General features: G+C 58.6%; 27 protein-coding genes. 19 read left to right on the forward strand and 8 right to left on the reverse strand.

Features of this window, described 5'->3' with window-relative positions; all coding sequences use genetic code 11:
* The first annotated feature begins 34 nt into the window (after positions 1 to 34).
* Together K3556_RS01780 and K3556_RS01785 are read left to right on the forward strand one after the other, a co-directional pair.
* On the forward strand, positions 35 to 748 hold the full coding sequence (locus K3556_RS01780; RefSeq protein WP_260518023.1) for an AzlC family ABC transporter permease: 714 nt from the start codon (positions 35 to 37) through the stop codon (positions 746 to 748).
* Positions 745 to 1,074 (forward strand): AzlD domain-containing protein, encoded by a 330-nt coding sequence (locus K3556_RS01785; RefSeq protein WP_260518024.1) that lies wholly within the window; start codon positions 745 to 747, stop codon positions 1,072 to 1,074. Before K3556_RS01780 ends, K3556_RS01785 begins: the two co-directional genes overlap by 4 nt.
* 7 nt (positions 1,075 to 1,081) lie before the next feature.
* On the opposite strand, the gene K3556_RS01790 is transcribed toward K3556_RS01785, so the two are convergent.
* The 3 genes from K3556_RS01790 to K3556_RS01800 form a co-directional block, all read right to left on the reverse strand.
* The gene (locus K3556_RS01790; protein WP_260518025.1) at positions 1,082 to 1,678 is read right to left on the reverse strand and encodes a hypothetical protein; all 597 of its coding nucleotides are present in this window, start codon (positions 1,676 to 1,678) and stop codon (positions 1,082 to 1,084) included.
* Between the two features lie 34 nt (positions 1,679 to 1,712).
* Positions 1,713 to 1,847, reverse strand: a complete 135-nt coding sequence (locus K3556_RS01795) for an aa3-type cytochrome c oxidase subunit IV (protein WP_260518026.1) — start codon at positions 1,845 to 1,847, stop codon at positions 1,713 to 1,715.
* Between the two features lie 81 nt (positions 1,848 to 1,928).
* Positions 1,929 to 2,390 (reverse strand): DUF6173 family protein, encoded by a 462-nt coding sequence (locus tag K3556_RS01800; protein WP_260518027.1) that lies wholly within the window; start codon positions 2,388 to 2,390, stop codon positions 1,929 to 1,931.
* Positions 2,391 to 2,548: 158 nt separating this feature from the next.
* Between K3556_RS01800 and K3556_RS01805 the strand changes: the two genes are divergently transcribed.
* A complete protein-coding gene (locus K3556_RS01805) occupies positions 2,549 to 3,499 on the forward strand; it encodes an NAD(P)-dependent oxidoreductase (protein ID WP_260518028.1) in 951 nt (316 codons plus the stop codon).
* Here the strand turns inward: K3556_RS01805 and K3556_RS01810 are convergent.
* Together K3556_RS01810 and K3556_RS01815 are read right to left on the reverse strand one after the other, a co-directional pair.
* Positions 3,496 to 4,539, reverse strand: coding sequence for an MBL fold metallo-hydrolase (locus K3556_RS01810; RefSeq protein WP_260518029.1), 1,044 nt, complete (start codon positions 4,537 to 4,539; stop codon positions 3,496 to 3,498). The two genes, K3556_RS01805 and K3556_RS01810, sit on opposite strands and share 4 nt — an antisense overlap.
* On the reverse strand, positions 4,536 to 6,257 hold the full coding sequence (locus K3556_RS01815; protein ID WP_260518030.1) for an acyl-CoA dehydrogenase: 1,722 nt from the start codon (positions 6,255 to 6,257) through the stop codon (positions 4,536 to 4,538). Before K3556_RS01815 ends, K3556_RS01810 begins: the two co-directional genes overlap by 4 nt.
* Before the next feature lie 105 nt (positions 6,258 to 6,362).
* On the opposite strand from K3556_RS01815, the gene K3556_RS01820 reads away from it, so the two are divergent.
* Positions 6,363 to 7,319, forward strand: coding sequence for an L-threonylcarbamoyladenylate synthase (locus K3556_RS01820; RefSeq protein ID WP_260518031.1), 957 nt, complete (start codon positions 6,363 to 6,365; stop codon positions 7,317 to 7,319).
* On the opposite strand, the gene K3556_RS01825 is transcribed toward K3556_RS01820, so the two are convergent.
* The gene (locus K3556_RS01825) at positions 7,316 to 7,894 is read right to left on the reverse strand and encodes a YqgE/AlgH family protein (RefSeq protein ID WP_260518032.1); all 579 of its coding nucleotides are present in this window, start codon (positions 7,892 to 7,894) and stop codon (positions 7,316 to 7,318) included. The two genes, K3556_RS01820 and K3556_RS01825, sit on opposite strands and share 4 nt — an antisense overlap.
* A 114-nt stretch (positions 7,895 to 8,008) precedes the next feature.
* Here K3556_RS01825 and K3556_RS01830 point away from each other — a divergent pair, with 114 nt between their 5' ends.
* The 10 genes from K3556_RS01830 (at position 8,009) to K3556_RS01875 (ending at position 17,682) form a co-directional block, all read left to right on the forward strand.
* A complete protein-coding gene (locus K3556_RS01830) occupies positions 8,009 to 8,836 on the forward strand; it encodes a protein-disulfide reductase DsbD domain-containing protein (protein WP_260518033.1) in 828 nt (275 codons plus the stop codon).
* Positions 8,837 to 9,069: 233 nt separating this feature from the next.
* On the forward strand, positions 9,070 to 9,303 hold the full coding sequence (locus K3556_RS01835) for a DUF6732 family protein (protein WP_260518034.1): 234 nt from the start codon (positions 9,070 to 9,072) through the stop codon (positions 9,301 to 9,303).
* Between the two features lie 3 nt (positions 9,304 to 9,306).
* A complete protein-coding gene (locus tag K3556_RS01840; RefSeq protein WP_260518035.1) occupies positions 9,307 to 10,512 on the forward strand; it encodes a sirohydrochlorin chelatase in 1,206 nt (401 codons plus the stop codon).
* Positions 10,509 to 11,201 carry a precorrin-8X methylmutase gene (locus tag K3556_RS01845; RefSeq protein WP_260518036.1) on the forward strand — a complete coding sequence of 231 codons (693 nt, stop codon included), beginning with the start codon at positions 10,509 to 10,511 and terminating at the stop codon, positions 11,199 to 11,201. The genes K3556_RS01840 and K3556_RS01845 overlap by 4 nt, the downstream gene beginning before the upstream one ends.
* Complete coding sequence (gene cbiE / locus K3556_RS01850) at positions 11,198 to 12,397, forward strand: precorrin-6y C5,15-methyltransferase (decarboxylating) subunit CbiE (protein ID WP_260518037.1); 1,200 nt, start codon at positions 11,198 to 11,200, stop codon at positions 12,395 to 12,397. Before K3556_RS01845 ends, cbiE begins: the two co-directional genes overlap by 4 nt.
* Positions 12,394 to 13,095, forward strand: a complete 702-nt coding sequence (gene cobI / locus K3556_RS01855; RefSeq protein WP_260518038.1) for a precorrin-2 C(20)-methyltransferase — start codon at positions 12,394 to 12,396, stop codon at positions 13,093 to 13,095. The genes cbiE and cobI overlap by 4 nt, the downstream gene beginning before the upstream one ends.
* On the forward strand, positions 13,086 to 14,900 hold the full coding sequence (gene cobJ, locus K3556_RS01860; RefSeq protein WP_260518039.1) for a precorrin-3B C(17)-methyltransferase: 1,815 nt from the start codon (positions 13,086 to 13,088) through the stop codon (positions 14,898 to 14,900). The genes cobI and cobJ overlap by 10 nt, the downstream gene beginning before the upstream one ends.
* The gene (gene cobM, locus K3556_RS01865; protein ID WP_260518040.1) at positions 14,897 to 15,688 is read left to right on the forward strand and encodes a precorrin-4 C(11)-methyltransferase; all 792 of its coding nucleotides are present in this window, start codon (positions 14,897 to 14,899) and stop codon (positions 15,686 to 15,688) included. Before cobJ ends, cobM begins: the two co-directional genes overlap by 4 nt.
* Positions 15,689 to 15,760: 72 nt before the next feature.
* Complete coding sequence (locus K3556_RS01870) at positions 15,761 to 17,230, forward strand: cryptochrome/photolyase family protein (protein ID WP_260518041.1); 1,470 nt, start codon at positions 15,761 to 15,763, stop codon at positions 17,228 to 17,230.
* Positions 17,231 to 17,328: 98 nt separating this feature from the next.
* Positions 17,329 to 17,682, forward strand: a complete 354-nt coding sequence (locus tag K3556_RS01875; RefSeq protein ID WP_260518042.1) for a hypothetical protein — start codon at positions 17,329 to 17,331, stop codon at positions 17,680 to 17,682.
* A gap of 19 nt (positions 17,683 to 17,701) precedes the next feature.
* Here the strand turns inward: K3556_RS01875 and K3556_RS01880 are convergent, their stop codons facing one another.
* Both K3556_RS01880 and K3556_RS01885 read right to left on the reverse strand, forming a co-directional pair.
* Entirely contained in the window at positions 17,702 to 18,244 is a 543-nt protein-coding gene (locus K3556_RS01880; protein WP_260518043.1) for a murein L,D-transpeptidase family protein, read from the reverse strand.
* Between the two features lie 87 nt (positions 18,245 to 18,331).
* A complete protein-coding gene (locus K3556_RS01885; RefSeq protein ID WP_260518044.1) occupies positions 18,332 to 19,504 on the reverse strand; it encodes a MalY/PatB family protein in 1,173 nt (390 codons plus the stop codon).
* Between the two features lie 137 nt (positions 19,505 to 19,641).
* On the opposite strand from K3556_RS01885, the gene def (K3556_RS01890) reads away from it, so the two are divergent.
* The 5 genes from def (K3556_RS01890) to K3556_RS01910 are packed head-to-tail and all read left to right on the forward strand — an operon-like array spanning position 19,642 to position 22,550.
* On the forward strand, positions 19,642 to 20,163 hold the full coding sequence (def, locus tag K3556_RS01890; protein ID WP_260518045.1) for a peptide deformylase: 522 nt from the start codon (positions 19,642 to 19,644) through the stop codon (positions 20,161 to 20,163).
* Positions 20,160 to 20,657, forward strand: a complete 498-nt coding sequence (gene def, locus K3556_RS01895; RefSeq protein WP_260518046.1) for a peptide deformylase — start codon at positions 20,160 to 20,162, stop codon at positions 20,655 to 20,657. Before def (K3556_RS01890) ends, def (K3556_RS01895) begins: the two co-directional genes overlap by 4 nt.
* Positions 20,654 to 21,553, forward strand: a complete 900-nt coding sequence (gene fmt / locus K3556_RS01900) for a methionyl-tRNA formyltransferase (protein ID WP_260518047.1) — start codon at positions 20,654 to 20,656, stop codon at positions 21,551 to 21,553. The genes def (K3556_RS01895) and fmt overlap by 4 nt, the downstream gene beginning before the upstream one ends.
* A 39-nt stretch (positions 21,554 to 21,592) precedes the next feature.
* The gene (locus K3556_RS01905; RefSeq protein WP_260518048.1) at positions 21,593 to 21,832 is read left to right on the forward strand and encodes a GlsB/YeaQ/YmgE family stress response membrane protein; all 240 of its coding nucleotides are present in this window, start codon (positions 21,593 to 21,595) and stop codon (positions 21,830 to 21,832) included.
* Positions 21,833 to 21,887: 55 nt separating this feature from the next.
* Entirely contained in the window at positions 21,888 to 22,550 is a 663-nt protein-coding gene (locus K3556_RS01910; protein ID WP_260518049.1) for a hypothetical protein, read from the forward strand.
* Positions 22,551 to 22,558 lie beyond the last annotated feature (8 nt).

Below are 22,558 nucleotides of genomic sequence, written 5' to 3' on the forward strand. Positions count from 1 at the left end.
GCCGTAAGCGGGTGAGGTAATCTAGGATCCGATGATGACTTCGTCCAACCCCAAAAGACACTTCTTTCGTGGCACGCGCGACGCCTTGCCTTTCGTTCTGGTAATTGTACCTTTCGCCGCGCTGTTTGGTGTGGTTGCGACCGAGGCTGGGCTGAACGTCGCAGAAGTCATGGGCTTTTCTGTGTTGGTAATTGCCGGAGCAGCGCAGTTTACCGCTGTGCAACTGATGACAGAAAATGCGCCGACATTCATCGTTATTCTGACCGCGTTGGCGGTGAACTTACGGATGGCGATGTACAGTGCATCGCTCACGCCGTATCTGGGTGGCGCGCCAGTTTGGCGACGTGCGATTGTAGCCTACCTGATGGTCGATCAGGCATACGCATTGTCGCAAATTAAATTTGAGTTAGAGCCAGAGCTCTCCCTCACTGAACGCTTTGCCTATTATGTAGGAACCGTCGCTCCACTTGCACCACTTTGGTATATAGCAACCTATTTAGGAGCGGTCGCGGGCACGCAAATTCCACCAGCACTGGCACTTGATTTTGCGTTGCCAATCACCTTTCTGGCGATGATTGCGCCCGCGCTGCGAACGCTGGCGCATGTAGCCGCGGCAACGACATCGGTTGTTCTTGCGTTGCTGATGGCCTGGCTGCCCTACGGATCAGGCCTGTTAGTTGCAGCACTTGGTGCGATGATCGTTGGGGCACAGGTCGAGCTGTTCTTGGCAAGAAAGGTGCAACCATGACAGTTGATCATACCACTGTTTGGATAGTCATTTTCGCACTGGCGATTGGCAGCTTTCTTATCCGGTTCAGTTTCTTGGGGTTGATTGGTGATCGGGCGATGCCTGAATGGGTTCTGCGGCATTTGCGATATACGCCAGTTGCCGTACTGCCGGGATTGGTCGCGCCATTGGTGCTTTGGCCACCCGCGACCGCAGGGTTGACGGATCCTGCGCGCTTGTGCGCGGCGTTGGTCACATTAGTCGTCGGATATTTCAGCCGAAACGTTCTGGTGGCGATCCTGTCCGGCGCAGCCACTCTTTATGGTTTGCTGTATTTGCTGGGATAACGCGCGATCAGATGCCGCGCGTCAGGATCTCGCCGTTTTCTTCCGGGTCATTGTCATAGAACTTGCGTTCGGTCACACCCGGCAGGGCACCGAATTGCTCCATGATTTTCTTGGGAAACATTGAGGGAGAGATGGACTGGAAACCCGGCAGGCTGCGCAGGATTGCTCCGACCGAGGTTGCACATTGTGCCTTGGGGACAGCGCCATAACGTTCAACAGCCCGAATGGCCATTTCTGCCACTTGCGGGCTGACCACGATGTCCTGCCGCACAACGTGATAGGTGATACGCGCGTGGTAATCGATATAGAAATCAACGGCACGGTCGGTCATGCCGTAATGCACATCGTGCCGTTCAGGCAAGTTGGGGTGGTGCCAGGTACCCGCCGGATCGAAGATCAGCCGCTCGGACCCATTGATCAGCAGGGACGAATGTGCCCCGGCACCAGATTTATTCGAGATGACCGAGAACAAAGTAATCGTGGACGGCGCTGAATGGCGGTATTTCGCGCGCGAGACGGCTTCGTCACTTGCCCAGACATTGTCTGCGCCTCCGCAGGCCGTAAGGATCAGCATCAGCGACAAGGCCGTGATCAATCGCAACATAGAAAATTCCTACTCAGACAGCTCGGGCAGCGCTTCAGGCGTTGACAAGGGCCATAAAGACCAAAACCAACAGTATTGCCACGACCGAGCGCCCGGAAAATTTCACAAACCCTTCAAAGGTTTTTTCCTGCGTGCTGGTGTCCATCGTCCCGTGTACGTGATCTTCCATCGTTTGTCTTCCTGTTCACAAAAAAGCGTTGATGTTTCGAATAACCGATTTGAAACCGCCTGTCACGGCCCGGAATGCGCGTTATGTGTCTGGTAGGTCGTCGTCTTCCAACTCGGCAGCGAGACGAAAGCCAATGCGATTAGGTGCCGCGCTTTCCACAAGCTTGGGTAGCGCGCGCAACATGACCGAAAGCTGGCTGACATGCTGGATCAGTTGGGTTTTCATGCCCTCACCGTCAGATCCATAGAATGTCAGAACATCAGGGTCGAAATAACCAATGCCCTCGATCCTAAGGACACCCGCGTCGCCGCCGACAAAACCCATCGCCACTTCGTGCTCGTTGTCCAACTGCTCTTCGAAGGTCTTGATATAAAGAATCAGGCGCTCATAAGCCCATTGCGCAGGGCTTTTCTGTTCAAGCGGCGTTTCTGCGACCTTTTTGGGTAGCGGATGGTCCTTGACCACAACCGGTCCGTCTTCGCTACACTTCGCGGTATGGGCACGCGGCGGATTGCTGCGCGCGGATTGTTTTTTCTTCGCCATTTAGGTCTCACTACAGTTCGTCGCTTGTTGAGCCATTTGTGGCACAAGCGGCGTTTGGCGTCACGTGGCGATCTCGTGATCGGTTCTCAAAGGTCGCAAATGAGCGCGCGATGACCATGCGGGTCAGGATTACTGGTCCGAAATACAGGGGAGAAAAAATGAAAATTGGATTCGTTGGATTGGGAAATGTCGGCGGCAAGCTGGCAGGCAGCTTGCTGCGTAATGGGAAAGACCTAACCGTGTTGGACCTGAACCCTGACTTTGTCAGTGGTTTTGTTGCTCGGGGCGCAAAAGCGGCAGACAGCCCGGCGGGCCTGATGCGGGATTGCGACGTGGTCATCACATGTTTGCCGTCGCCCGCAGCGTCAGACGCAGTGGTCAGCGAGATGCTTGACGAGATGCAGCCGGGTAAGATTTGGCTGGAGATGTCTACGACGGATGAGGCCGAAGTCAAACGGTTGGGGGCGGAAGTGATCGCAAGGGGGGGCGCTGCGGTTGATTGCCCAGTGTCAGGCGGGTGTCATCGGGCAGACACCGGCAACATCTCGATATTTGCAGGCTGCGATCGGGCGACATTTGAGCGTATCCTGCCGCTTTTAACCACGATGGGGCGGCGTGTTCTGCATACCGGCGAACTTGGATCAGCGTCGGTTTTGAAAGTCATGACCAATTATCTGGCGACCGCCAATTTGCTGACCTGCTGCGAGGCTATGGTGACGATGAGAGCCGCCGGGCTTGACCTTGCAACAACCTATGAGGCGATCAAGATTTCGTCGGGCACCTCTTTCGTGCACGAGACAGAAAGTCAGGTGATCTTGAATGGCTCACGAGACATTTCTTTCACTATGGATCTGGTGAAAAAGGACATAGGCCTGTTTCAGGCCATCGCGGACCGGACGAATGTGCCGCTGGAAATATCACCGCTGATGATTGAGATTTTCAATGACGGTATCGCCCGCTATGGCGAACGCGCGCAGTCAGACGACATCATTCGCAGGTTGGAAGAGGCCACCGGGCTGGACATCACCGCGCCCGGATTCCCGGCCGAGATGGTGGATGATGAGCTGGAAGAACCGGGCTATGAAGTTGTTCCGGGCGCGCGCAGTTAGACCCGCTGCCAAAGCCACGCGCCGTCATCTCGGCGCGAGCGCGTGGCGCGGCCTTCGTGCAGCAAATGGTTCAGGTGGCCGACGGCTTCGACCAAGGCCAGCCCATATTCGCCGCCTGAAATCTCGCGCTTGAACAGCGGCGGAAAACAATCACCGGCAACATGCGGGTCGGCCAAAAAAGCTTCCAGCCGGTCCAAAGCGCTGTGGTGGTTGTTGATCAGCTGGCGCATCCGCGTGGGCAGACCGGTGAACGGTAATTTGTGACCCGGCAGAACAAGTTGGCTGGGTGTCGCGTATTGGGACAGGCGTTCGCAGGCTTCCAGCCAGTCACCGACCGGATCGGCTTCGGGTTCCGTGGCATAGACGCCAAGGTTGGGGCTGATCGTGGCCAGTAGCTGATCGCCGCCGATGACCAGCGCTCCATCGGTTGACCACAGTGTCGCATGTTCCGGCGCGTGGCCGTTGCCAATACGCACGTCCCAATCACGTCCGCCAAACCGGATGCGACTGCCTTCCTTAATGCGCTGAAAGCCAAGCGGCATGTCTGCGACGATGTCGGCATAGTTAAACGGGCGCTCATTCAGGCGTTTTTCATAAACCTCAGGCGCCATACCTGCAGCGCGCCAATAGGCCAGTGTTTCATCCACCGGCACCATTTGTTCATCCAGAAGCAGCATGCGCGCAAACAGCCAAGCCGTGCGCGTGGTTACAAGATCGGCCCCATGTTCGCGCTGGAACCAACCGGCAAGTCCGACGTGATCGGGGTGGTGGTGGGTCACGATTACCCGCACCACCGGTTTGTCGCCCATAGGCCCGGACAGGAGCTTTTCCCAGATGCGGCGTGTCTTTTGGCTATCAAAACCAGTGTCGACGATTGTCCATCCCTCTGGGTCGCTGAAGGCAAAGACGTTCACGTGATCCAGTGCCATAGGCAACGGCAGGCGCATCCATAAGACGCCCTTCGCCACTTCGACCGCTTCGCCTTCGCCCGGAGCATCCGGATAGGGGAAGCGCAGGGTGCTTGGCGTCGGCTTGTTCACGATGCCAGATCTTCCGGGCTGAGCGCATAGAGCCCTGCCGCCCCGGTGCGTGCCTGTGCAAATTGCGCGGTATGCTCAGGCAATAAGCGGTTGATGTGGAAGCGCGCAAGGTTCGAGCGCGGGCCTTTGCCACCTTCAGCAATCGCCGCGCGCAGGTGGAAATGCGCGCCCAATACGCGGGCAAACCCCATCAGGAAGGGCACGGCACCGGCGAAGCGATCCTGCATGTCGGATTGTTCAACCATCCATTCGGTGGTTTCGCGCAGGTCTTCTGCGGCCGACCAGACGGCTTCGGACATGTTGGGGAAATCGGCGCGGGCGGCTTCGGCCTGGCTTTCGATCTCATCCAGCAGACGGAATGCGGCTTCGCCCCCGTCCATCATTTTGCGACCCACAAGGTCCATCGCCTGAATGCCGTTCGTGCCTTCATATATCGCGGTGACGCGCACGTCGCGGGAATGCTGGGCGGCGCCGGTTTCTTCAATGAACCCCATGCCGCCATGAACTTGAACACCAAGGTGGCTGACCAGCATCCCGACTTCGGTGCCATAGGCCTTGACGATGGGGGTCAGAAGGGCAGCGCGCGCCTTCCATTCCTCGTCGCCCGTCGCGCGGGCCATATCAATCGCAAGCGCCAGCGACATCGCCATGGAGCGGGCGGCGAAAAGCTCGGTGCGCATTTGGGTCAGCATGCGGCGCACATCGGCGAAATCGATGATTGCACCAGTGCCAGCCTTGCCCAGCGGGGTGCGGCCCTGCTTACGTTCCATCGCATAGGCCAACGCTTCTTGATACGCACGTTCGCCAACGCCGTACCCCTGCACGCCCACGCCCATACGGGCGTTGTTCATCATGGTGAACATCGCGGCCATGCCCTTATGTGGCTCGCCGACCATCCAACCTGTCGCCCCTTCGAAGGACATGACGGCGGTCGGGCTGCCGTGCAGACCCATTTTATGTTCTAGGCTGACCACGCGCAGGCTGTTTTTTTGACCCGGGTTGCCGTCGGCATCTGGAATCAGTTTTGGAACCATAAACAGGCTGATGCCCTTGGTGCCCGGCGCGCCGTCTGGAAGACGGGCCAGTACAAGATGGCAGACATTCTCGGTGATATCGTTGTCGCCCCACGAGATGAAAATCTTTTGCCCGGTGACGGAATAGGTGCCATCGCCGTTGTCTTCGGCCTTAGACGACAGCGCGCCCACATCCGACCCGGCTTGCGGCTCGGTCAGGTTCATTGTACCAGCCCATTCGCCCGAGATGAGTTTAGGCAAATAGAGGTCTTTCAGCGCATCCGACGCGTGATGTTCCAAAGCCTCGATCTGGCCTTGAGTCATCAGCGGGCAAAGTTGCAGCGACAGGCAACTGGCTGACATCATGTCGTTCACCGCAGTCTGCAAAGTCAACGGCAGGCCCATGCCGCCATATTCGGGGTCGGCGGCCATGCCGATCCAGCCCCCTTCAGCGACCGCTTTGTAGCCATCAGCGAAACCGGGCGAGGTGCGCACGACGCCGTTTTCCAGCATGGCGGGGGTCAGGTCGCCGTTGCGGTTAAGGGGGGCCAGGATGTCTTCGCACATCTTGCCCGCCTCGGTCAGAACGGCCATCGCCACATCCGGTGTGGCGTCCGCAAACAATTCGGTTTCGGGCAGTTGGTCATAGCCGATGACATGATCAAACAGGAATTGGAAATCGTCGGTTGTCGCGCGGTAGGTCATGGTTGGTCCTCGGCAAAACTCTTGGCATCTGGGCTGTAGGCCATTAACTGGGCCTTTATCCCCCTTACCGAAGGTAAGAGGGACGGCAAAGGGAAACGCAGCGTCATGAGTGCGGACAGCTTGAATACGGAAATTCTGGCAGCCGATGCAGCCGGCGTCGCGCGGGCGGCTGAATTGTTGCGCGCTGGTGCGCTTGTGTCATTTCCGACCGAGACGGTTTATGGGCTTGGGGCGGATGCTACGAATGATCACGCCATCGCCCAGATATTCGAAGCCAAGGGGCGCCCGCATTTCAACCCTTTGATCGTGCATGTACCTTCTTCAGACGCAATTGCAGAGATTGCGGTGTTGGAGGGGGCGGCGTTGGATCTGGCGCAAGCTTTCTGGCCGGGGCCGCTGACCCTCGTTCTGCCGCTTAAGCCTAACGGCCCACTGTCGGCGCTTGTCTCTGCTGGCTTGCCGACCGTCGCCGTTCGCGTGCCTGCCCACGCCTTGGCCCACAGGCTTTTAGAAGCCGCAGGCGTCCCCATCGCTGCCCCGTCCGCCAACCCATCTGGCCGCATCAGCCCGTCAACTGCGCAGCACGTGCTGGACGGCTTGTCTGGTCGGATCGCGGCTGTTCTGGATGGCGGCCCTTGCGATGTTGGTCTGGAAAGTACGATCGTGGGTCTGGAGCCAGAACCAGTGCTGTTGCGTCCCGGCGGGTTGCCGGTCGAGGCGATTGAGGCAGCGCTTGGCCGCACGATAGAAGGCCGACAGACAGGCGCAGCCGTCAACGCCCCGGGTCAATTAGAATCACACTACGCACCGAACGCGCTTATGCGCCTGAACGCGGATGTTGAGCTACCCGGCGAGCGTTTGTTGGGATTTGGCCATGTCGACGCCGCCCTGAACCTGTCGCCATCTGGCGATCTGGTCGAAGCGGCGGCTAATCTTTTCCGTTTTCTTCACCAATTGGATGCGGACGGAGATGCCCCGATCGCAGTGTCGCCCATCCCTGATCACGGAATGGGTCGCGCCATTAATGATCGTTTGCGACGGGCTGCTGCGCCGCGCGGCTAGGCGTGACCGCCTTCTGCCGACAATAACAACGGATCAACGCCAAGTTTTGCCAGCGCCGCTTTCCATTTTCCGTCACTGTCGTCGGAGAAGACGATGGCTTTTTCGGCGTCACATGTCAGCCATGCATTCTGCTGGATTTCGCTTTCAAGCTGACCGGGTGACCACCCCGCATAACCAAGGGCCGCCAAGGTCTTTTCCGGACCGACGCCGTTCGCCATCGCTTCAAGAATGTCGCGTGTGGCGGTCATGGAAAACTCTGCGTCTACCTTAAGCGTCGAGGCGTCATTGTCGTATTCGCCAGAATGCAGAACGAAACCGCGCGCGCCCTCGACAGGACCGCCGAAAAACACGTTCGTCGCCTTCGTAGTCGAACCAGCGTCGATATCAAGCTGCGTTAGAATATCGCCCAGCGAAACTTCGGGCGCTGGCTTGTTGATAATCAACCCCATGGCCCCTTCCGGCGAATGGGCGCACATGAAGACGACTGAGTGTTCAAATCGCGGATCACCCATGCCGGGCATGGCGATCAGAAGCTTGCCGCTCAGGTCCAAAGCTGTGTTGTCCGGTGCACTCATACCCTCAGCAAAGCGCTGTGGGTGGGGAAACGCAAGACTGAAAAAGGGGAATGGTAACGTTCTCTCCCTGAAATGTGATTTCACATTGGCCGTCCGCCGCCTATGTATCGACATATGAGTATGAGGTCCGCCATATCCGCAGCCCTGATTGGGCTTACAGCATTTGCGACCGCAGCTTTTGCGGGCAACGGTCTGCCTCCTGCTGCAGATGAGGTCGTAAAGATTGATGTCCTACCCGGGTGGCGGGATGAAAATGGACACCACATGGCCGCGCTGCATATCCAGCTTGCAGATGGTTGGAAAACATACTGGCGCGCGCCCGGCGAGGCGGGAATACCACCCAGCCTGAATTGGAAAGGCTCTGGAAATCTGGCCGGGGTCCAATTCCATTGGCCTGTGCCACAAGTTTTCTACACCAGCGGCTTGCAAACCATAGGCTATTCGCACGAGCTGGTGTTGCCGATGACGTTGGTGCCTGAAGCGGACGGAAAACCAATTAACTTGACGGGTACCGTCAATCTTGGCGTCTGCCTTGATGTTTGTATGCCGAAGGACGCGAAGGTTTCTATTGTCTTGCCAGCGCAAGCGAACGGCCCCAAAGCGCCGATAAAACGTGCCCTGCGGCAGCGACCCGACACCGCCAAAGAGGCTGGTCTGCGCCGTGCGGTCTGCGACGTCGAGCCAATTGCAGACGGGCTGCGTGTCACCGTGAAGATTGATATTCCGAAAGTAGGTTCGAACGAGGTCGTTGTCGTTGAAACTCCTGATCCATCGGTATGGGTGTCCGAGGTGTCAACGACCCGCAGCGCGGGCGTCCTGACAACTGTTGCTGAACTTGTTCCCGGTTCAGGCAAACCTTTTCTATTAAATCGATCTGACTTGCGCATGACAGTGTTGGCAGATGGGCGCGGTGTCGACATTCGCGGTTGCACGGGCAGCTAATTCCAACACCACGAGCAGCGCAAGTTTGCGGTAACTGGTCGCCGACGCGCGCCATCTTGCCGTCTTTCCCGTTGCGACTCCCCCACGCTCTGCCTATACGGATGAACGACGAAGCCCATTGGGCCAGAGAGGTTGGCTGCCGAAGATCGACCCATAACGGGGATCAGACGCAGCGTCGTTAATGACAAGGGACAGCCTCTTTGCGCCCAGATTTTGCGTGAAAGGATGTCTGCATGACCCGTCTGATACTTCTTGCCCTTGGCCTGCTGGCTGGCCCCGCCATCGCCCACCCCGGTCATATCGGAGAGATTGCCGGGCATGGTCATGTTGGCGGTATGATCCTGATTGGACTCGCAGCAGCGATTGGCCTTTGGGCGGCGCTGAAAGGCGCGAAAGACGCAAAAGCGCAGCGCGACGACGAAAGTGCCAGCGACGACGCTGACGCCGAAGAAGCGCAGGAGGCTTAGCCGATGACGAAAATAGGTGTGATGATCTGCGGGCATGGCTCGCGCAGCCAGGACGCTGTGGATCAGTTTGCGGTTCTGGCCGAAAAACTGCCCGCGTTGCTGCCGAAAGACTGGATGACAGACTATGGGTATCTGGAGTTCGCCAACCCGGTGATCCGCGACGGGCTGGACCGTTTGCGTGACGCAGGATGTGATCGCATCCTTGCCGTGCCCGGGATGCTGTTTGCCGCGATGCACACGAAGAATGACATTCCGACCGTCCTGAACACCTATGCCAAGAAAAACGGGATAGCGGTTAGCTATGGCCGCGAGTTGGGCGTTGACCCCAAGATGATCGCTGCAGCGGGTGATCGCGTGCGTCAAGCAGTGGACGCGGCAAATGCCGAACATGGCGACGTGCCGTTGGAAGACACCTGTCTGGTGGTGATTGGCCGCGGCGCATCGGACCCTGATGCCAATGGCAACGTCGCCAAAGTGGCGCGTTTGTTGCAGGAAGGCATGGGGTTTGGCTGGCTAGAGGTCGGATATTCCGGTGTGACCTTCCCCTTGGTTGAACCCTGTTTGAACCATGTGGTCAAACTGGGCTACAAGCGTGTTGTCGTATTCCCCTATTTCCTGTTCTCAGGCATCCTGATCGACCGGATCTATGGTTTCACCGACAAAGTCGCCGCCGCCCATCCCGAGATCGAGTTCGCGAAGGCCGGGTATCTGAACGATCATCCAAAAGTGCTGGAGACCTTCGCCGAACGTATCACCGAACAACTTGGCACGGTGCCGCCGCCCAACTGTGGAACCTGTGGCTATCGCACGCAGGTCTTGGCGTTGGATAGCGACGAAGATCGCACAATTCCGGTCGAAGAGCGCGCAAAGCACCCGGCCTATGCCGACGTGCCGCCGCCGACCTGCGTGATGTGCAAATACCGCGTGGAAGTTCTGGGTTTCGAAGCTGAGGTCGGTGCCATCCAGGAAAGTCATCACCACCATGTCGAAGGCCAGGGGGCGTCCGCGCCGGGGTCGAATGTGGCTGATTGCTCGTACTGCGATACCTTCTGCACGGGCGAATGCCGCCTGCATCTGGGGCATCACCACCACCATCATGATCACGACCATCACCACGATCACCACCACCACCATGACCATGATCACGTGCATGCGGAATACCCGCACGCGAAGCACCCGCACGGCCCAGAATCGGCCCGCTCGAAATGAGTGAAGGCGGTCGCTCTTCGGGCCCCAACGGGGCCGCTCCGGCGCGCCCCGCGCTCAGGTATGAGCGCGACCCGTCCGCGATCTATGCGCAGTCTTTTGCAACCTTGCGAAAAGAGGCGCGGTTGGATCGGTTTCCTGGTGGGATGGCAGCCCTCGCAACGCGTGTGATCCACGCTTGCGGCATGGTAGAGGTCGCGGACCGTTTGGCGTTTTCGCAGAACGCCTATGAAGTGGGACAAGCGGCCCTGAAAGCTGGTGCGCCCGTTCTTTGTGATTGCGAAATGGTGGGGGCGGGGATCATCCGCAGATATCTGCCAGCCGGTAATGACGTGATCGTCACCCTGAATGACCCTTCGGTTCCCGACTTGGCGAAGAAGATTGGAAACACCCGGTCCGCCGCCGCGGTCGAGCTGTGGTTGGATCGTCTTGAAGGCGCGGTTGTCGCCGTGGGAAACGCGCCAACGGCGTTGTTCCACCTTCTCGAATTGATCGACGCGGGCGCGCCGAAGCCTGCCTTGATCCTGGGGTTTCCGGTGGGTTTTGTCGGGGCTGCTGAAAGCAAAGCCGAACTTGCGAACAATCCGCGCGGGTGTGACTTTGTCGCCTTGCGGGGTCGGCGTGGCGGGTCGGCGATTGCGTCTGCTGCCGTGAATGCGTTGGCTGCAGGATTGCCGGAGGAAAAATCGTGACCACCCCTTGGCTTCATATCGTGGGCATCGGCGAAGATGGCATCGCCGGCCTGACACCCGCCACCCGCGCTGTTGTGGATGCCGCCGAGGTTGTCGTCGGCGGATCGCGTCATCACGACTTGATTGAGGGGGATGCCGAGCGTCTTGCGTGGCCGTCGCCCTTTGACAGCCTGATTGGCGAACTCACCAAACGTGAAGGTAAACGCGTGGTGGTTCTGGCGACCGGTGATCCGCTTTGGTATTCGGTCGGCGCCAAGATCGGCCGCCACATTGATCCGTCGCATATCGTCTATCACCCGCAGGTTGGGGCGTTCCAACTGGCCGCCGCGCGGATGGGCTGGTCGATGGCCGATCTGGAAACACTGACCGTGCATGGTCGCCCGGTGGAACAGATGATCGCTTTTATCCAGCCCAATATCCGGCTGTTGGTACTGACCACCGGTTCGGAAACGCCCGGTCAGATTGCCCGCTTTCTGACTGAACGCGGGTTTGGCAAGTCGCGCATGTCCGTGTTGGCCCATATGGGCGGCAAGGACGAGGCGCGCTTTGACGGTGTCGCAGAAAGCTGGAGCCACGAGGTGCCAGAATTCAACACGCTGGCCGTTGAATGCGTGGCTGCACCCGATGCGGCCTTGTTGCCGAGGGTGCCGGGACTTGCCGACAAGCTGTTCCAAAGCGACGGGACGATGACCAAGCAAGAGGTGCGCGCGGTCACTCTGGCCAAGCTCATGCCAATGCGCGGTGCGCTTTTGTGGGATATCGGAACCGGCTGCGGGTCAATTGCTATCGAATGGATGCGTGGCGCACGTTATGCGCGTGCTATTGGGATCGAACCACGGGCAGATCGTCGGGCCATGGCGGCAGCCAATGCACTGGCGCTGGGCGTTCCGAAGCTAGATCTGGTGGATGGAGAAGTGCCCGCTGCGTTGGATGGTCTGGAGACGCCGGACGCGATTTTCATCGGTGGCGGGCTGTCAGAAGCTGTGTTTGATGCGGCTTGGGCTGAGTTGAAGCCGTTGGGGCGGTTGGTGGCAAACGCCGTGACCATCGAAAGCGAAATGTGCCTTACCGCACTGCACCGGAAACATGGCGGGCAACTGGTGAAATTATCAGTCGAACGCGCCGAGCCGTTGGGTCCGCATCAAGGGTGGAAACCTTTGCGCCCTGTCACCCAGTGGAGCCTGATCAAAAGATGACCGGAACCCTTTATGGTGTGGGCCTTGGGCCGGGCGATCCCGACCTGATGACGCTCAGGGCTGCGCGACTGATCGGGGCAGCAAAGGTTGTGGCGTATCCGACGCTCGCCGGTGGGGACAGTTTTGCGCGCTCAATAGCGGCGCATCTTATTGGCGATGACGCGGACGAGATTGTCATGGATGTCCCGATGACCGTCGAACGCGCGCCTGCGCAGGCTGCATATGACAAAGGCGCTGCACAGATCGCGGCTCGACTAGAAGCTGGGGATGACGTGGTTGTTCTGTGCGAGGGCGACCCGTTCTTCTATGGCTCGTTCATGTATCTGTTTGCGCGACTTGCGGACCGCTTTCAGACCGAGATCGTGCCAGGCGTCACGTCGGTTACCGCCTGCGCGGCACGCGCGCGCCGCCCGCTTGTGGCTCGAAATGAGCGTCTGACTGTTCTGCCCGGCCCGCTTCCCGAAGACGAATTGCGCGCCCGCATCGAAGGTGCCGAAAGTGTTGCCATCATGAAAGTTGGCCGCCACCTTCTTAAAATCCGTGGTGTGATCGAAGCGCTGGGGCTTGTTGACAAAGCCACCTATATCGAACGCGCGTCGCTGCCTGAAGAAGTGGTTCTGCCCTTGGCCGACGCCCCTGAAAAAGCCCCTTATTTCTCGATGATCCTTCTTGCGAAAGGAAATGATCCATGGCTGTGACGCCCGTTGTTGTCTGCCTTAACCGATCCGGCGAGGCACTGGCCCATCGTTTGGCCAAACTGCTGGATGCCCAAGTCCATGGCCGCGAAATGCGGGTGGATCAAGCGGATGCGTTTTTCCCCAACGCTCTGGATCATGTGCGGATGTTGTTCGCGGCAGGCACGCCGATTGTGGGGGTTTGCGCGTCAGGTATTTTGATCCGCGCGGTCGCTCCAATTCTGGCCGACAAAACCGCTGAGCCGCCGGTCGTGTCCGTGGCCGATGATGGGTCGGTTGTGGTGCCTCTTCTAGGCGGGCATCGCGGCGCGAACCGTTTGGCCAAGCAAATCGCGGATGAGATCGGCGCGATCGCTGCCGTCACCACCGCTGGCGACGTTTCGCTGGGTATCGCCTTGGACGAGCCTCCCGCCGGTTGGCGCTTGGTCAATCCGGGCGACGCCAAAACCGCGATGGCTGCTTTACTGGCAGGTGGCGGTGCCACTGTGGGTGATGACGAAGCCTCAAAAGCAAGTTGGCTTGATGCTTTGCCAGCCGGCGATGCGGTCAAGATTTCCTGCACGATGGAGCCGGTTGAAACGGGTCCTGAGCACCTGCACTTTGCGCCGCAACGTGTGGCGCTGGGTGTCGGCTGTGCGCGAAATTGTCCGCCAGAAGAGTTGGCCGCGTTGGTGACCGAAGTGATGAAAGAGGCTCAGCTAACGCCGGATGCGATCCACTCGGTCAACACAATCACCCTGAAAGCTGACGAACCTGCGATCATCGAACTGGCGAAGTCGCTGGGGGCACCGCTGCGCCTGTTCGATGCTGAAACGCTTGAGGCAGAAACGCCGCGTTTGGAAAATCCATCCGACGTCGTTTTTGCCGAAGTTGGCACCCAAGGTGTGTCAGAGGCTGCGGCTTTGGCGCAAACCGGTGAAGACGGCATATTGTGGTATCCGAAACGCAAGACGGCCAACGCAACCTGTGCTTTTGCGCTGACAACAGAACCAATGGTCGAGGTGAAGGGCCGCACGCGCGGCAAGCTGTCGATCGTCTCAATCGGGCCGGGCCAACATACATGGCGCACGCCCGAGGCCAGCCATCTGTTGCAAGAAGCGGAAGAGCTTGTGGGTTATGGCCTTTACATCGACTTGATTGGTCCGATGGCCGCCGGCAAGACACGGTCCGACTTCCCGCTGGGTGGCGAGGAAGATCGCTGCCGTTATGCGCTTGAGCAAGCAGGCAAAGGCAAGAATGTCGCGCTGGTCTGTTCGGGCGATGCGGGCATCTATGCGATGGGGGCGTTGGTTTATGAACTGCTTGACCGTGACCCCGACGAAAAGGGCGTCAGCGATGCCGCGCGTCGGGTTGAGGTGGTATCGACCCCCGGCGTGTCCGCGCTGCAAGGTGCCGCTGCCCGAGCTGGTGCCCCCTTGGGTCACGATTTCTGTGCCATCTCGCTGTCGGATTTGCTGACTCACCGCGAAGACATCGTGAAACGTCTGCACGCTGCTGCCGAGGGCGATTTCGTGATCGCCTTCTACAATCCTGTGTCCAAGAAACGCCGCACGCTTCTGGCCGAGGCGCGGGATATCCTGTTAAAGCACCGGCCAGCCGATACACCGGTGATGTTGGCGTCTAATCTGGGTCGTCCGACCGAGCAAATTCGTTACCGCAAGCTGTCTGAGCTTGAGGTTGACGAGGTCGACATGCTGACCGTGGTACTGGTCGGATCGTCGAATTCACGCTTAGCCCAACTGGGCGAAGGCCCCCGCATGTTTACCCCGCGCGGCTATGCCCGCCGCATTGATGGAGACCTGTCATGACCGTCTATTTCATTGGTGCAGGCCCCGGCGATCCAGAACTTCTGACCCTCAAGGCGCAGCGGATCATTGGTGAGTGTCCGGTATGCCTCTACGCAGGGTCTCTGGTGCCGCCCCAAGTTGTTGCCTGTGCGCCCGATGGAGCGAAGGTGATGGACACGGCGGCGATGACGCTGGACGACACACATGCCGAGATCAAAGCCGCCCACGCGCGCGGCGAAGATGTGGCCCGTGTGCATTCCGGCGACCCTTCGCTTTACGGTGCCATCGCCGAGCAGATCCGCCGCCTGAAAGCTGATGGCATCGACTATCAGGTGATCCCCGGCGTGCCTGCCTATGCTGCCGCCGCTGCTGCCTTGGGGCAAGAGTTGACCATCCCAGAGATCGCGCAGTCCATCGTGCTGACGCGGATGTCGATGCAATCCACGTCGATGCCCGAAGGCGAAACGCTGGAAAACTTCGCCAAGACTGGCGCGACGCTGGCCATTCATCTGGCTGTTCGCAACATGCGCGAGATCGAGCGGGTGCTGACGCCCTATTATGGAGCGGATTGCCCAGTAGTCGTTGCCTATCGCGTGGGCTGGCCGGACGAGTTGTTCATTCGCGGCACTGTCGCCGATATCCGCAAAAAGGTGCGCGCCGAAAAGATCACCCGTACGGCGCTGATCCTTGTCGGGCCAGCGCTGGACCGTGGCCGTGATTTCAAAGATTCTGCGCTTTATGATCCCGCCAAGCCGCATGTGCTGCGACCGGTGGTCGGCGTTGATCTGGTCGAGGATCACAATACCTGACCTGAAAAGCTGATCCAAAGCCGGTTGTTGTGCGTATATTTCCTTAGACGCGGCCCAAAATAAGGACATGGGATGAGCACACCCGAGCCCTCCAACGCGATCTTGCTGTTTCGCGACGATTTACGGCTGTCGGATCATCAAGCTCTGACTGCTGCCGTGCAAGCTGGGCATCGGTTGACCTGCGCGTTCATTCACGATCCCCACGCGCCTTATCCGCCCGGAGGAGCGCGTCGGTGGTGGCTACACCATGCGTTGGACGTGCTTGCAAAACATCTGGCAGGTCACGGCGGGCAATTGGTGGTGCGTCATGGCGCTGCGGCTGACGTGTTGGCGGACCTGCGCGCAGAAACTGGAGCGCAGCATGTGTTTTGGAGCAGGCGGTATACACCCGATGAAGTCGCCGCAGATACCGCCTTGAAGGCTGCTCTGACGTCGCAAGGTTGCACGGTGCACAGTCATGCTGGTCGTTATTTATTAGAGCCCTGGCATGTCACGACCAAAGCCGGCACCCCATTCAAAGTGTTTACGCCTTTCTGGCGGGCCAGCCGCGAACACATCCGCGCCACAGGTTTAGGTGATGCGTTGCCTGTGCCAAAAAGCATTACGTTTGCCGATACCATTGCCACCGCGCCGCTTGAAGAATTCGACCTGCTGCCCACGTCCCCGAACTGGGCCGAAGGGTTTGAACCGCTCTGGCAGCCCGGTGAGGAGGGCGCTCTGGCCCGGCTGGACGCGTTTCTGGAAGAGGGTGCGCACGGCTATGCCAAGGGGCGCGATTTTCCGGCAGAGCCGCATACCTCGCGCCTGTCGCCTTACTTGCAGTCCGGCAATATCAGCCCGCGTCAGATCTGGGCGGCACTGGATCGGGCCGAGCATCTGGGCCAGATGTCGGGCCGCGATGCTGACAAGTTCCGCGCCGAACTGGGCTGGCGTGACTTTGCGGCCTATCTGCTGTTTCACAATCGCGACTTCGAAGACATCGAATTCCAACCCCGGTTCCGCAGCTTTCCATGGCGGTACGACACTAACCACCTGACAAGGTGGCAGCGCGGCCAAACCGGATATCCGATCGTCGATGCCGGGATGCGCGAGCTTTGGCAGACCGGTTACATGCATAACCGCGTGCGCATGGTGGTCGCGTCGTTTCTGGTGAAACATCTGCGCATCGACTGGCGCGCGGGGCGCGATTGGTTTTGGGACACGTTGGTTGATGGAGATTTGGCTTCGAACGCAGCCAGTTGGCAGTGGGTAGCAGGGTGCGGCGCGGATGCGGCGCCTTACTTCCGCGTGTTCAACCCGATGATGCAGGCTGCGAAGTTTGATCCTGACGGGAAATTCATTCGCCAGTTTGTGCCAGAAATAGCAGACCTGCCTGACAAATACCTAGCCGCACCGTGGACTGCGCCACTGGATGTGTTGTCGAAAGCGGGGATAAAACTGGGCGAAACCTATCCATGTCCCATGGTCGATCATGCCGACGCCCGGCGGGCTGCGTTGACGGCGTTTGATGAATTGTCCGCCAACGAAACTGGCGCAGACTGAAACTGGCCTCCGGCTTGATCGGACCCGCTACACACGCAAAAGCTTTACTTGACCGTTACACTTTCCATGCCATCATGTGCTGGGTTTGGAGGTGGTGCATGCTGGAAATTTTGCCAAAAGAGGTGCGCGAGGGGCTGGAAGCCGCGCGAAAAAAAGACCTTAAAACAAGAAGCCGACTGCGGATCAGGGTGAATGAAGAAGTGTTTCCGGTGCTGAAGTTCTGGGAAACAGGATTCGCACTCGATGCCGAACGCGCACCGCATTTGCGCGGACTTGTCGATCTTTATGACGGGTCACGCCACCTGTATCAGTGTCTGATCATCGCGTCCGAAGAAGAAGACGGGCAGATGAAATACGATTTCAAACGCAAGGCCGAAGCGCACGACCGCCCGCCATTGGATTTCGCAATGGAAGAAAATGCGCCCGTTGCATTGATTGAAAGGCAAGGTTAAGCGCCTTCGTGCGATGGCCTCAGGGCCTTATCTCTACCCTTGTGCCAATGGGAGTGACGGACCAAAGCTCCTCCATCTCAGTGTTGGACAGCGCGACACAGCCATTCGTCCAATCGTTCGCGATCGGATCACGGTTTTTGCGCCCATTGGGCTGGCCGTGTATGAAAATATCTCCGCCGGGATCGATGCCGTCAGCAGTTGCGCGGGCGCGTTCCTCGGGCAAGGGGTAGTCAATCCCCAGCGACAAATGAAACGCGCTTTGACCATTGCGGCGATCAATTTTGTACACCCCTTCCGGAGTTTTTCCGTCGCCCTGCATGACCTTGTCGCCGTCGGGGGCAAACCCCAAGGCGACCGCGTAGGTACGAACGGCCGTTTCCCCCTGAAATACCGACATTCTGCGTTGGGACTTTTCAATGATGATTCGGTCAATCTGGCCGATGATCGGATCCAACGTCGCAGGTGGAGCGGACGGTGAATACCGATCCCAAAGAAAGAAGACCACCACGCCTAAAAGGACCAGAAGTGAGAGCCGGGAGGTGAAGCGCTTTTGTCTTTTCATGGCGCGCTTGTTTGCGAAGCGCGCCATGTGTTCAAGGAAGAAATAGCACGCCGATTCCCGCTGGGCGGTTCTCTGCCGGCAGTATTGCTACTGCAGGTCGCTGAAAGCTTGCTGCATACGCGCCACTGCGTCTTCAACCCGCGCGCCCTGCGTCGCCAGATTAAAGCGCTGAAAACCGTCGCCACCTGTGCCGAAATCAGGACCAGGGCTGACGGCAATCTTTGCGTCATTGCGAATGCGTGCTGTCACTTCTTCATGCGACATGCCTGTGGCCGAGAAATCGACCCACGCCAGATAGGTGGCTTGAAGCGGCATAGAGGAAACGCCGGGAATGCTATTGATCCCCGCATCAAACACGGCCTTGTTTCGGGCTAGATGCGCCATTTGTTCATCAACCCAAACCGCTCCTTCTGGCGAATACGCGGCGGTTATCATGGCCACGGCCAGCATACCGGGCGCATAGTCCAGTTTGCTGAGTTGATTGTGCATCTCTGCCCTAAGCCGGCTGTCTGAGATGATCATGTTGCCGGTTCGTTGGCCCGCGATGTTGAATGTCTTCGATGGGGCTGTCAGTGAGACCAACCGCGATCTTGCGTCCGCCGCAGCCACCGCCATTGGAACGAAAGTGTTTCCGGGATAAACCAGATCGTGGTGAATCTCATCTGACACGAGCAGCAACCCGTTTCGGGCGGCAAATTCGGCCACCGCCCGCAGTTCATCTTCCCTCCAGATCCGGCCCGAGGGGTTCTGTGGCGAACACCAAATGAGTATCTTTTCGCTGCCGGTCAGGCGCGATTGCGCATCGTCCAGATCAAGCTCGTACTGATCACCCTTCAAGGCCAGCGGGCATTCTACGACCTCACGGCTGTTCTTGCGGATCTTTATCGCGAATTCATGATAGACGGGTGTGAAGATCACGACGCCGTCACCCGGTTTGCTCCAGACATTCAGACACAGGGCAATTGCGTTGCCCAACCCTTGGCTGGTCAGAACCCATTGCGGATCGACGTCCCAACTGTGCCGGGTCTTCATCCACCAAGCAACAGCGTTCCGATACTCGGGATATTCCCATGAGTAGCCAAAGACACCATGGTCGGCGGCGCGTTTCACAGCGTCAATCACACAAGGCGCAGTAGGATAGTCACTGTCGGCAGTCCACATCGCCAGACCGTCGTCAGGGGATACGCCAAACAGCTTTTCCATCTTGTCCCATTTGGACGCATTGGTGCCGCGACGGTCGATGATCTTGTCAAAATCCATGAGGTCTCCTTCCGGATCGCACGGTAGCGGATTGGGCGTCAGGTGCAAGTCGAGTTGCGTCTTGGATGACGTACCGTTTCGGGCCAGCGGGGCACGCACCCATTGCGCAGCGGCGACCCATACCCTAAATCGACCGCATGAGCATTAAACCGATCCTGATACACCCCGATTCACGGCTTAAGAAAGTCGCGGATGCGGTACCTGATTTGTCCGACGAGCTTCGCCAGTTGGCGGACGATATGTTGGAAACCATGTATGACGCGCCGGGCATTGGTCTGGCGGCACCACAAGTTGGTGTGCTGACACGGTTGATCGTTATGGATTGCGTCCGCGATGACAGTGAACCGCCGCAACCCCTGATCATGTTCAACCCCGAGGTCATTCTGTCCTCAGACGATCTGAACACCTATGAAGAAGGCTGCCTTTCGATCCCTGAGCAATATGCCGAGGTGACGCGCCCGAAAGAGGTTTCGGTCCGATGGGTCGACCGGGATGGGAATGTGCAGGAACAGGATTTCGATGGGTTGTGGGCCACCTGCGTGCAGCACGAGATCGACCACCTGAATGGCAAACTATTCATCGACTATCTGAAGCCGCTGAAACGTCAGTTGATTACGCGCAAGATGCAAAAGCTGAAACGAGAGCTGGCGCGCGCGTGACCCATCGCACCTTTCTCAAGTATCCGCATAAATCCCTGCGCACGGCCGCAGCGCCGGTCGAAGCCATCACTGATGAAACGCGGGCAATCTGGGACGAAATGATCGAGGCGATGGACGCAATGCCAGGCGTAGGGCTTGCTGCCCCGCAGCTTGGCATCATGCAGCGCTTGGCGGTTGTGGATGCGTCGGACGAGCGCGGCAAGGCGGTCAGGATGGCCAACCCTGAGATCCTGCACCGCTCGATCGAGTTTCGCGACCATGAAGAGGCCAGCCCGAACCTGCCCGGCGTTTCCGCTGTGATCAGCCGTCCGCGCGCGGTGACGGTGCAGTTTCTGAACGCTGACGGCGTCGAGCAGCAACAGGACTTCGTCGGCATCTGGGCCACATCGGTGCAGCACCAGATCGACCATCTGAATGGCCGCATGTATTTCGACAACCTGTCGAAAATGAAGCGGGACATGTTGATCAAGAAGGCAAGGAAATTGGCACGATGAGACTTGTGTTCATGGGATCCCCTGACTTCTCGGTGCCGGTGCTGGAGGCCTTGGTTGAGGCCGGTCATGACATCGCCGCTGTGTATTGCCAGCCGCCCCGGCCCGCCGGCCGCGGCAAAAAAGATCGCCCCGGTCCTGTCCATGCCCGCGCCGAGGAGTTGGGATTGGAAGTGCGCCACCCCGTATCCTTGAAGGGTGTGGATGAACAAAAAGCTTTTGACGAGTTGAATGCTGACGTGGCCGTGGTCGTGGCCTATGGGCTGATCCTGCCACAGGCGGTTCTTGATGCGCCCAAACATGGGTGCCTGAATATCCACGCATCATTGCTCCCGCGTTGGCGTGGTGCGGCGCCCATTCATCGGGCAATTATGGCGGGTGACACGGAAACTGGGGTCTGCATCATGCAGATGGAGGCGGGACTGGACACTGGCCCGGTGCTTCTGCGTGAAGCTACGCCAATAGGAGAGCAGGAAACCACCGCGCAACTCCACGACCGCCTGTCTGTGATGGGCGCGCGGCTGATCGCCGATGCGCTTGCGCAACTGGGAAACCTGACGGCCAACCCCCAGCCCGAAGACGGCGTCATCTATGCCCACAAGATCGACAAAACCGAAGCAAAGATCGACTGGACGCGTCCAGCGGTTGAGGTTGACCGGCTGATCCGCGGACTGTCCCCCTTTCCGGGTGCGAAATGTGACATGGAAGGCGAGCAAGTTAAGCTTTTGGCCTCACGCGTGGTGGACAAGACTGGCGCGCCGGGTCAGGTGCTTGATGGGCTGGTGATCGCCTGTGGTGAAGGCGCAATTGAAGTGCTGCGCGCCCAACGCCCGGGCAAGCGCGCGATGGATGCGGACGACTTCTTGCGAGGCTTTGATTTGCCTGAGGTCGTGAAATAGCGCCTTACAATCCGCACCCGCTGCCCCCATATTACAAGCATGCCAGTAATATTTCTGATCATCATTGGCGCTGCAGCTGGGTTTCTAGCAACCCGTATTATGGATCTGCATACCGACGTTCCAACCACCATCGCCATTGGCGTGGCGGGTGCCTTGATTGGTGGTCTTTTGCTGCGCTTCATCGCGATGATCGGTGGGCTTGCTTTTGGCTTTGTTGGCGCTGTTCTGGGCGCGATTTTGCTAATTTGGTTATGGCAGCGATACAGCGGACGCTCCTGACGCGCCGCCGCGCCACTTAACACTTACTTAACCAATCGCAGCGAAGCTCGCGATTATGGTTGTCCGACTTCTTATCCTTTCTCTGATGATGCTCTGTGGGACGGGTGACCGCGCCCACGCGGGCGCATGGCCGCGCGAAAAAGGTGAGGTCTTCGTATCAGGTCAGGTGAGGCAGAACGCCGATACATTGGATGATGTGCCGATGATCAGCGCGTATGGCGAATACGGACTGACCGATCGTTTCACAGTCGGCACCAAGTTGGATTACGCACTGGCCACAAAAGAATTCACCGATATGAAAGTTTTCGGGCGATGGCACATGCAAGACAGTGGCGGACCTTGGTTGGCCGCGATTAGTTTGGCAGTTGAAGGGACCGAGGACGATCCCTATTTGTCGCCCGCTTTTCATTTGGGCCGTGGGTTTGACAGCGCTATTGGCCCTGGTTGGTTGGATGTTGAGGTTCATGCCAATGTGTCGATCCTTGATGCCAGCGTTGACGTTGGCGCGTTCGCGTTGGTCGGGGTGAAACCGCATGCCCGCTTGATGGCGATGATGGCGCTGGATGTGACACCGATGGACGTGGGAACGCAGGTCGATGTGATCCCGTCCGTGGCGTGGCAGTTCAAACAGGGCAAGCATCTGCAGCTGGAATGGACGCACGCGCTGGACGGCGCCATCAAAGATGAAGTCGCGGCGGGTATCTGGTTGGAGTTCTGAGGCGGGAG

The organism is Aliiroseovarius sp. M344 (genome assembly GCF_025140835.1).
GTDB lineage: Bacteria > Pseudomonadota > Alphaproteobacteria > Rhodobacterales > Rhodobacteraceae > Aliiroseovarius.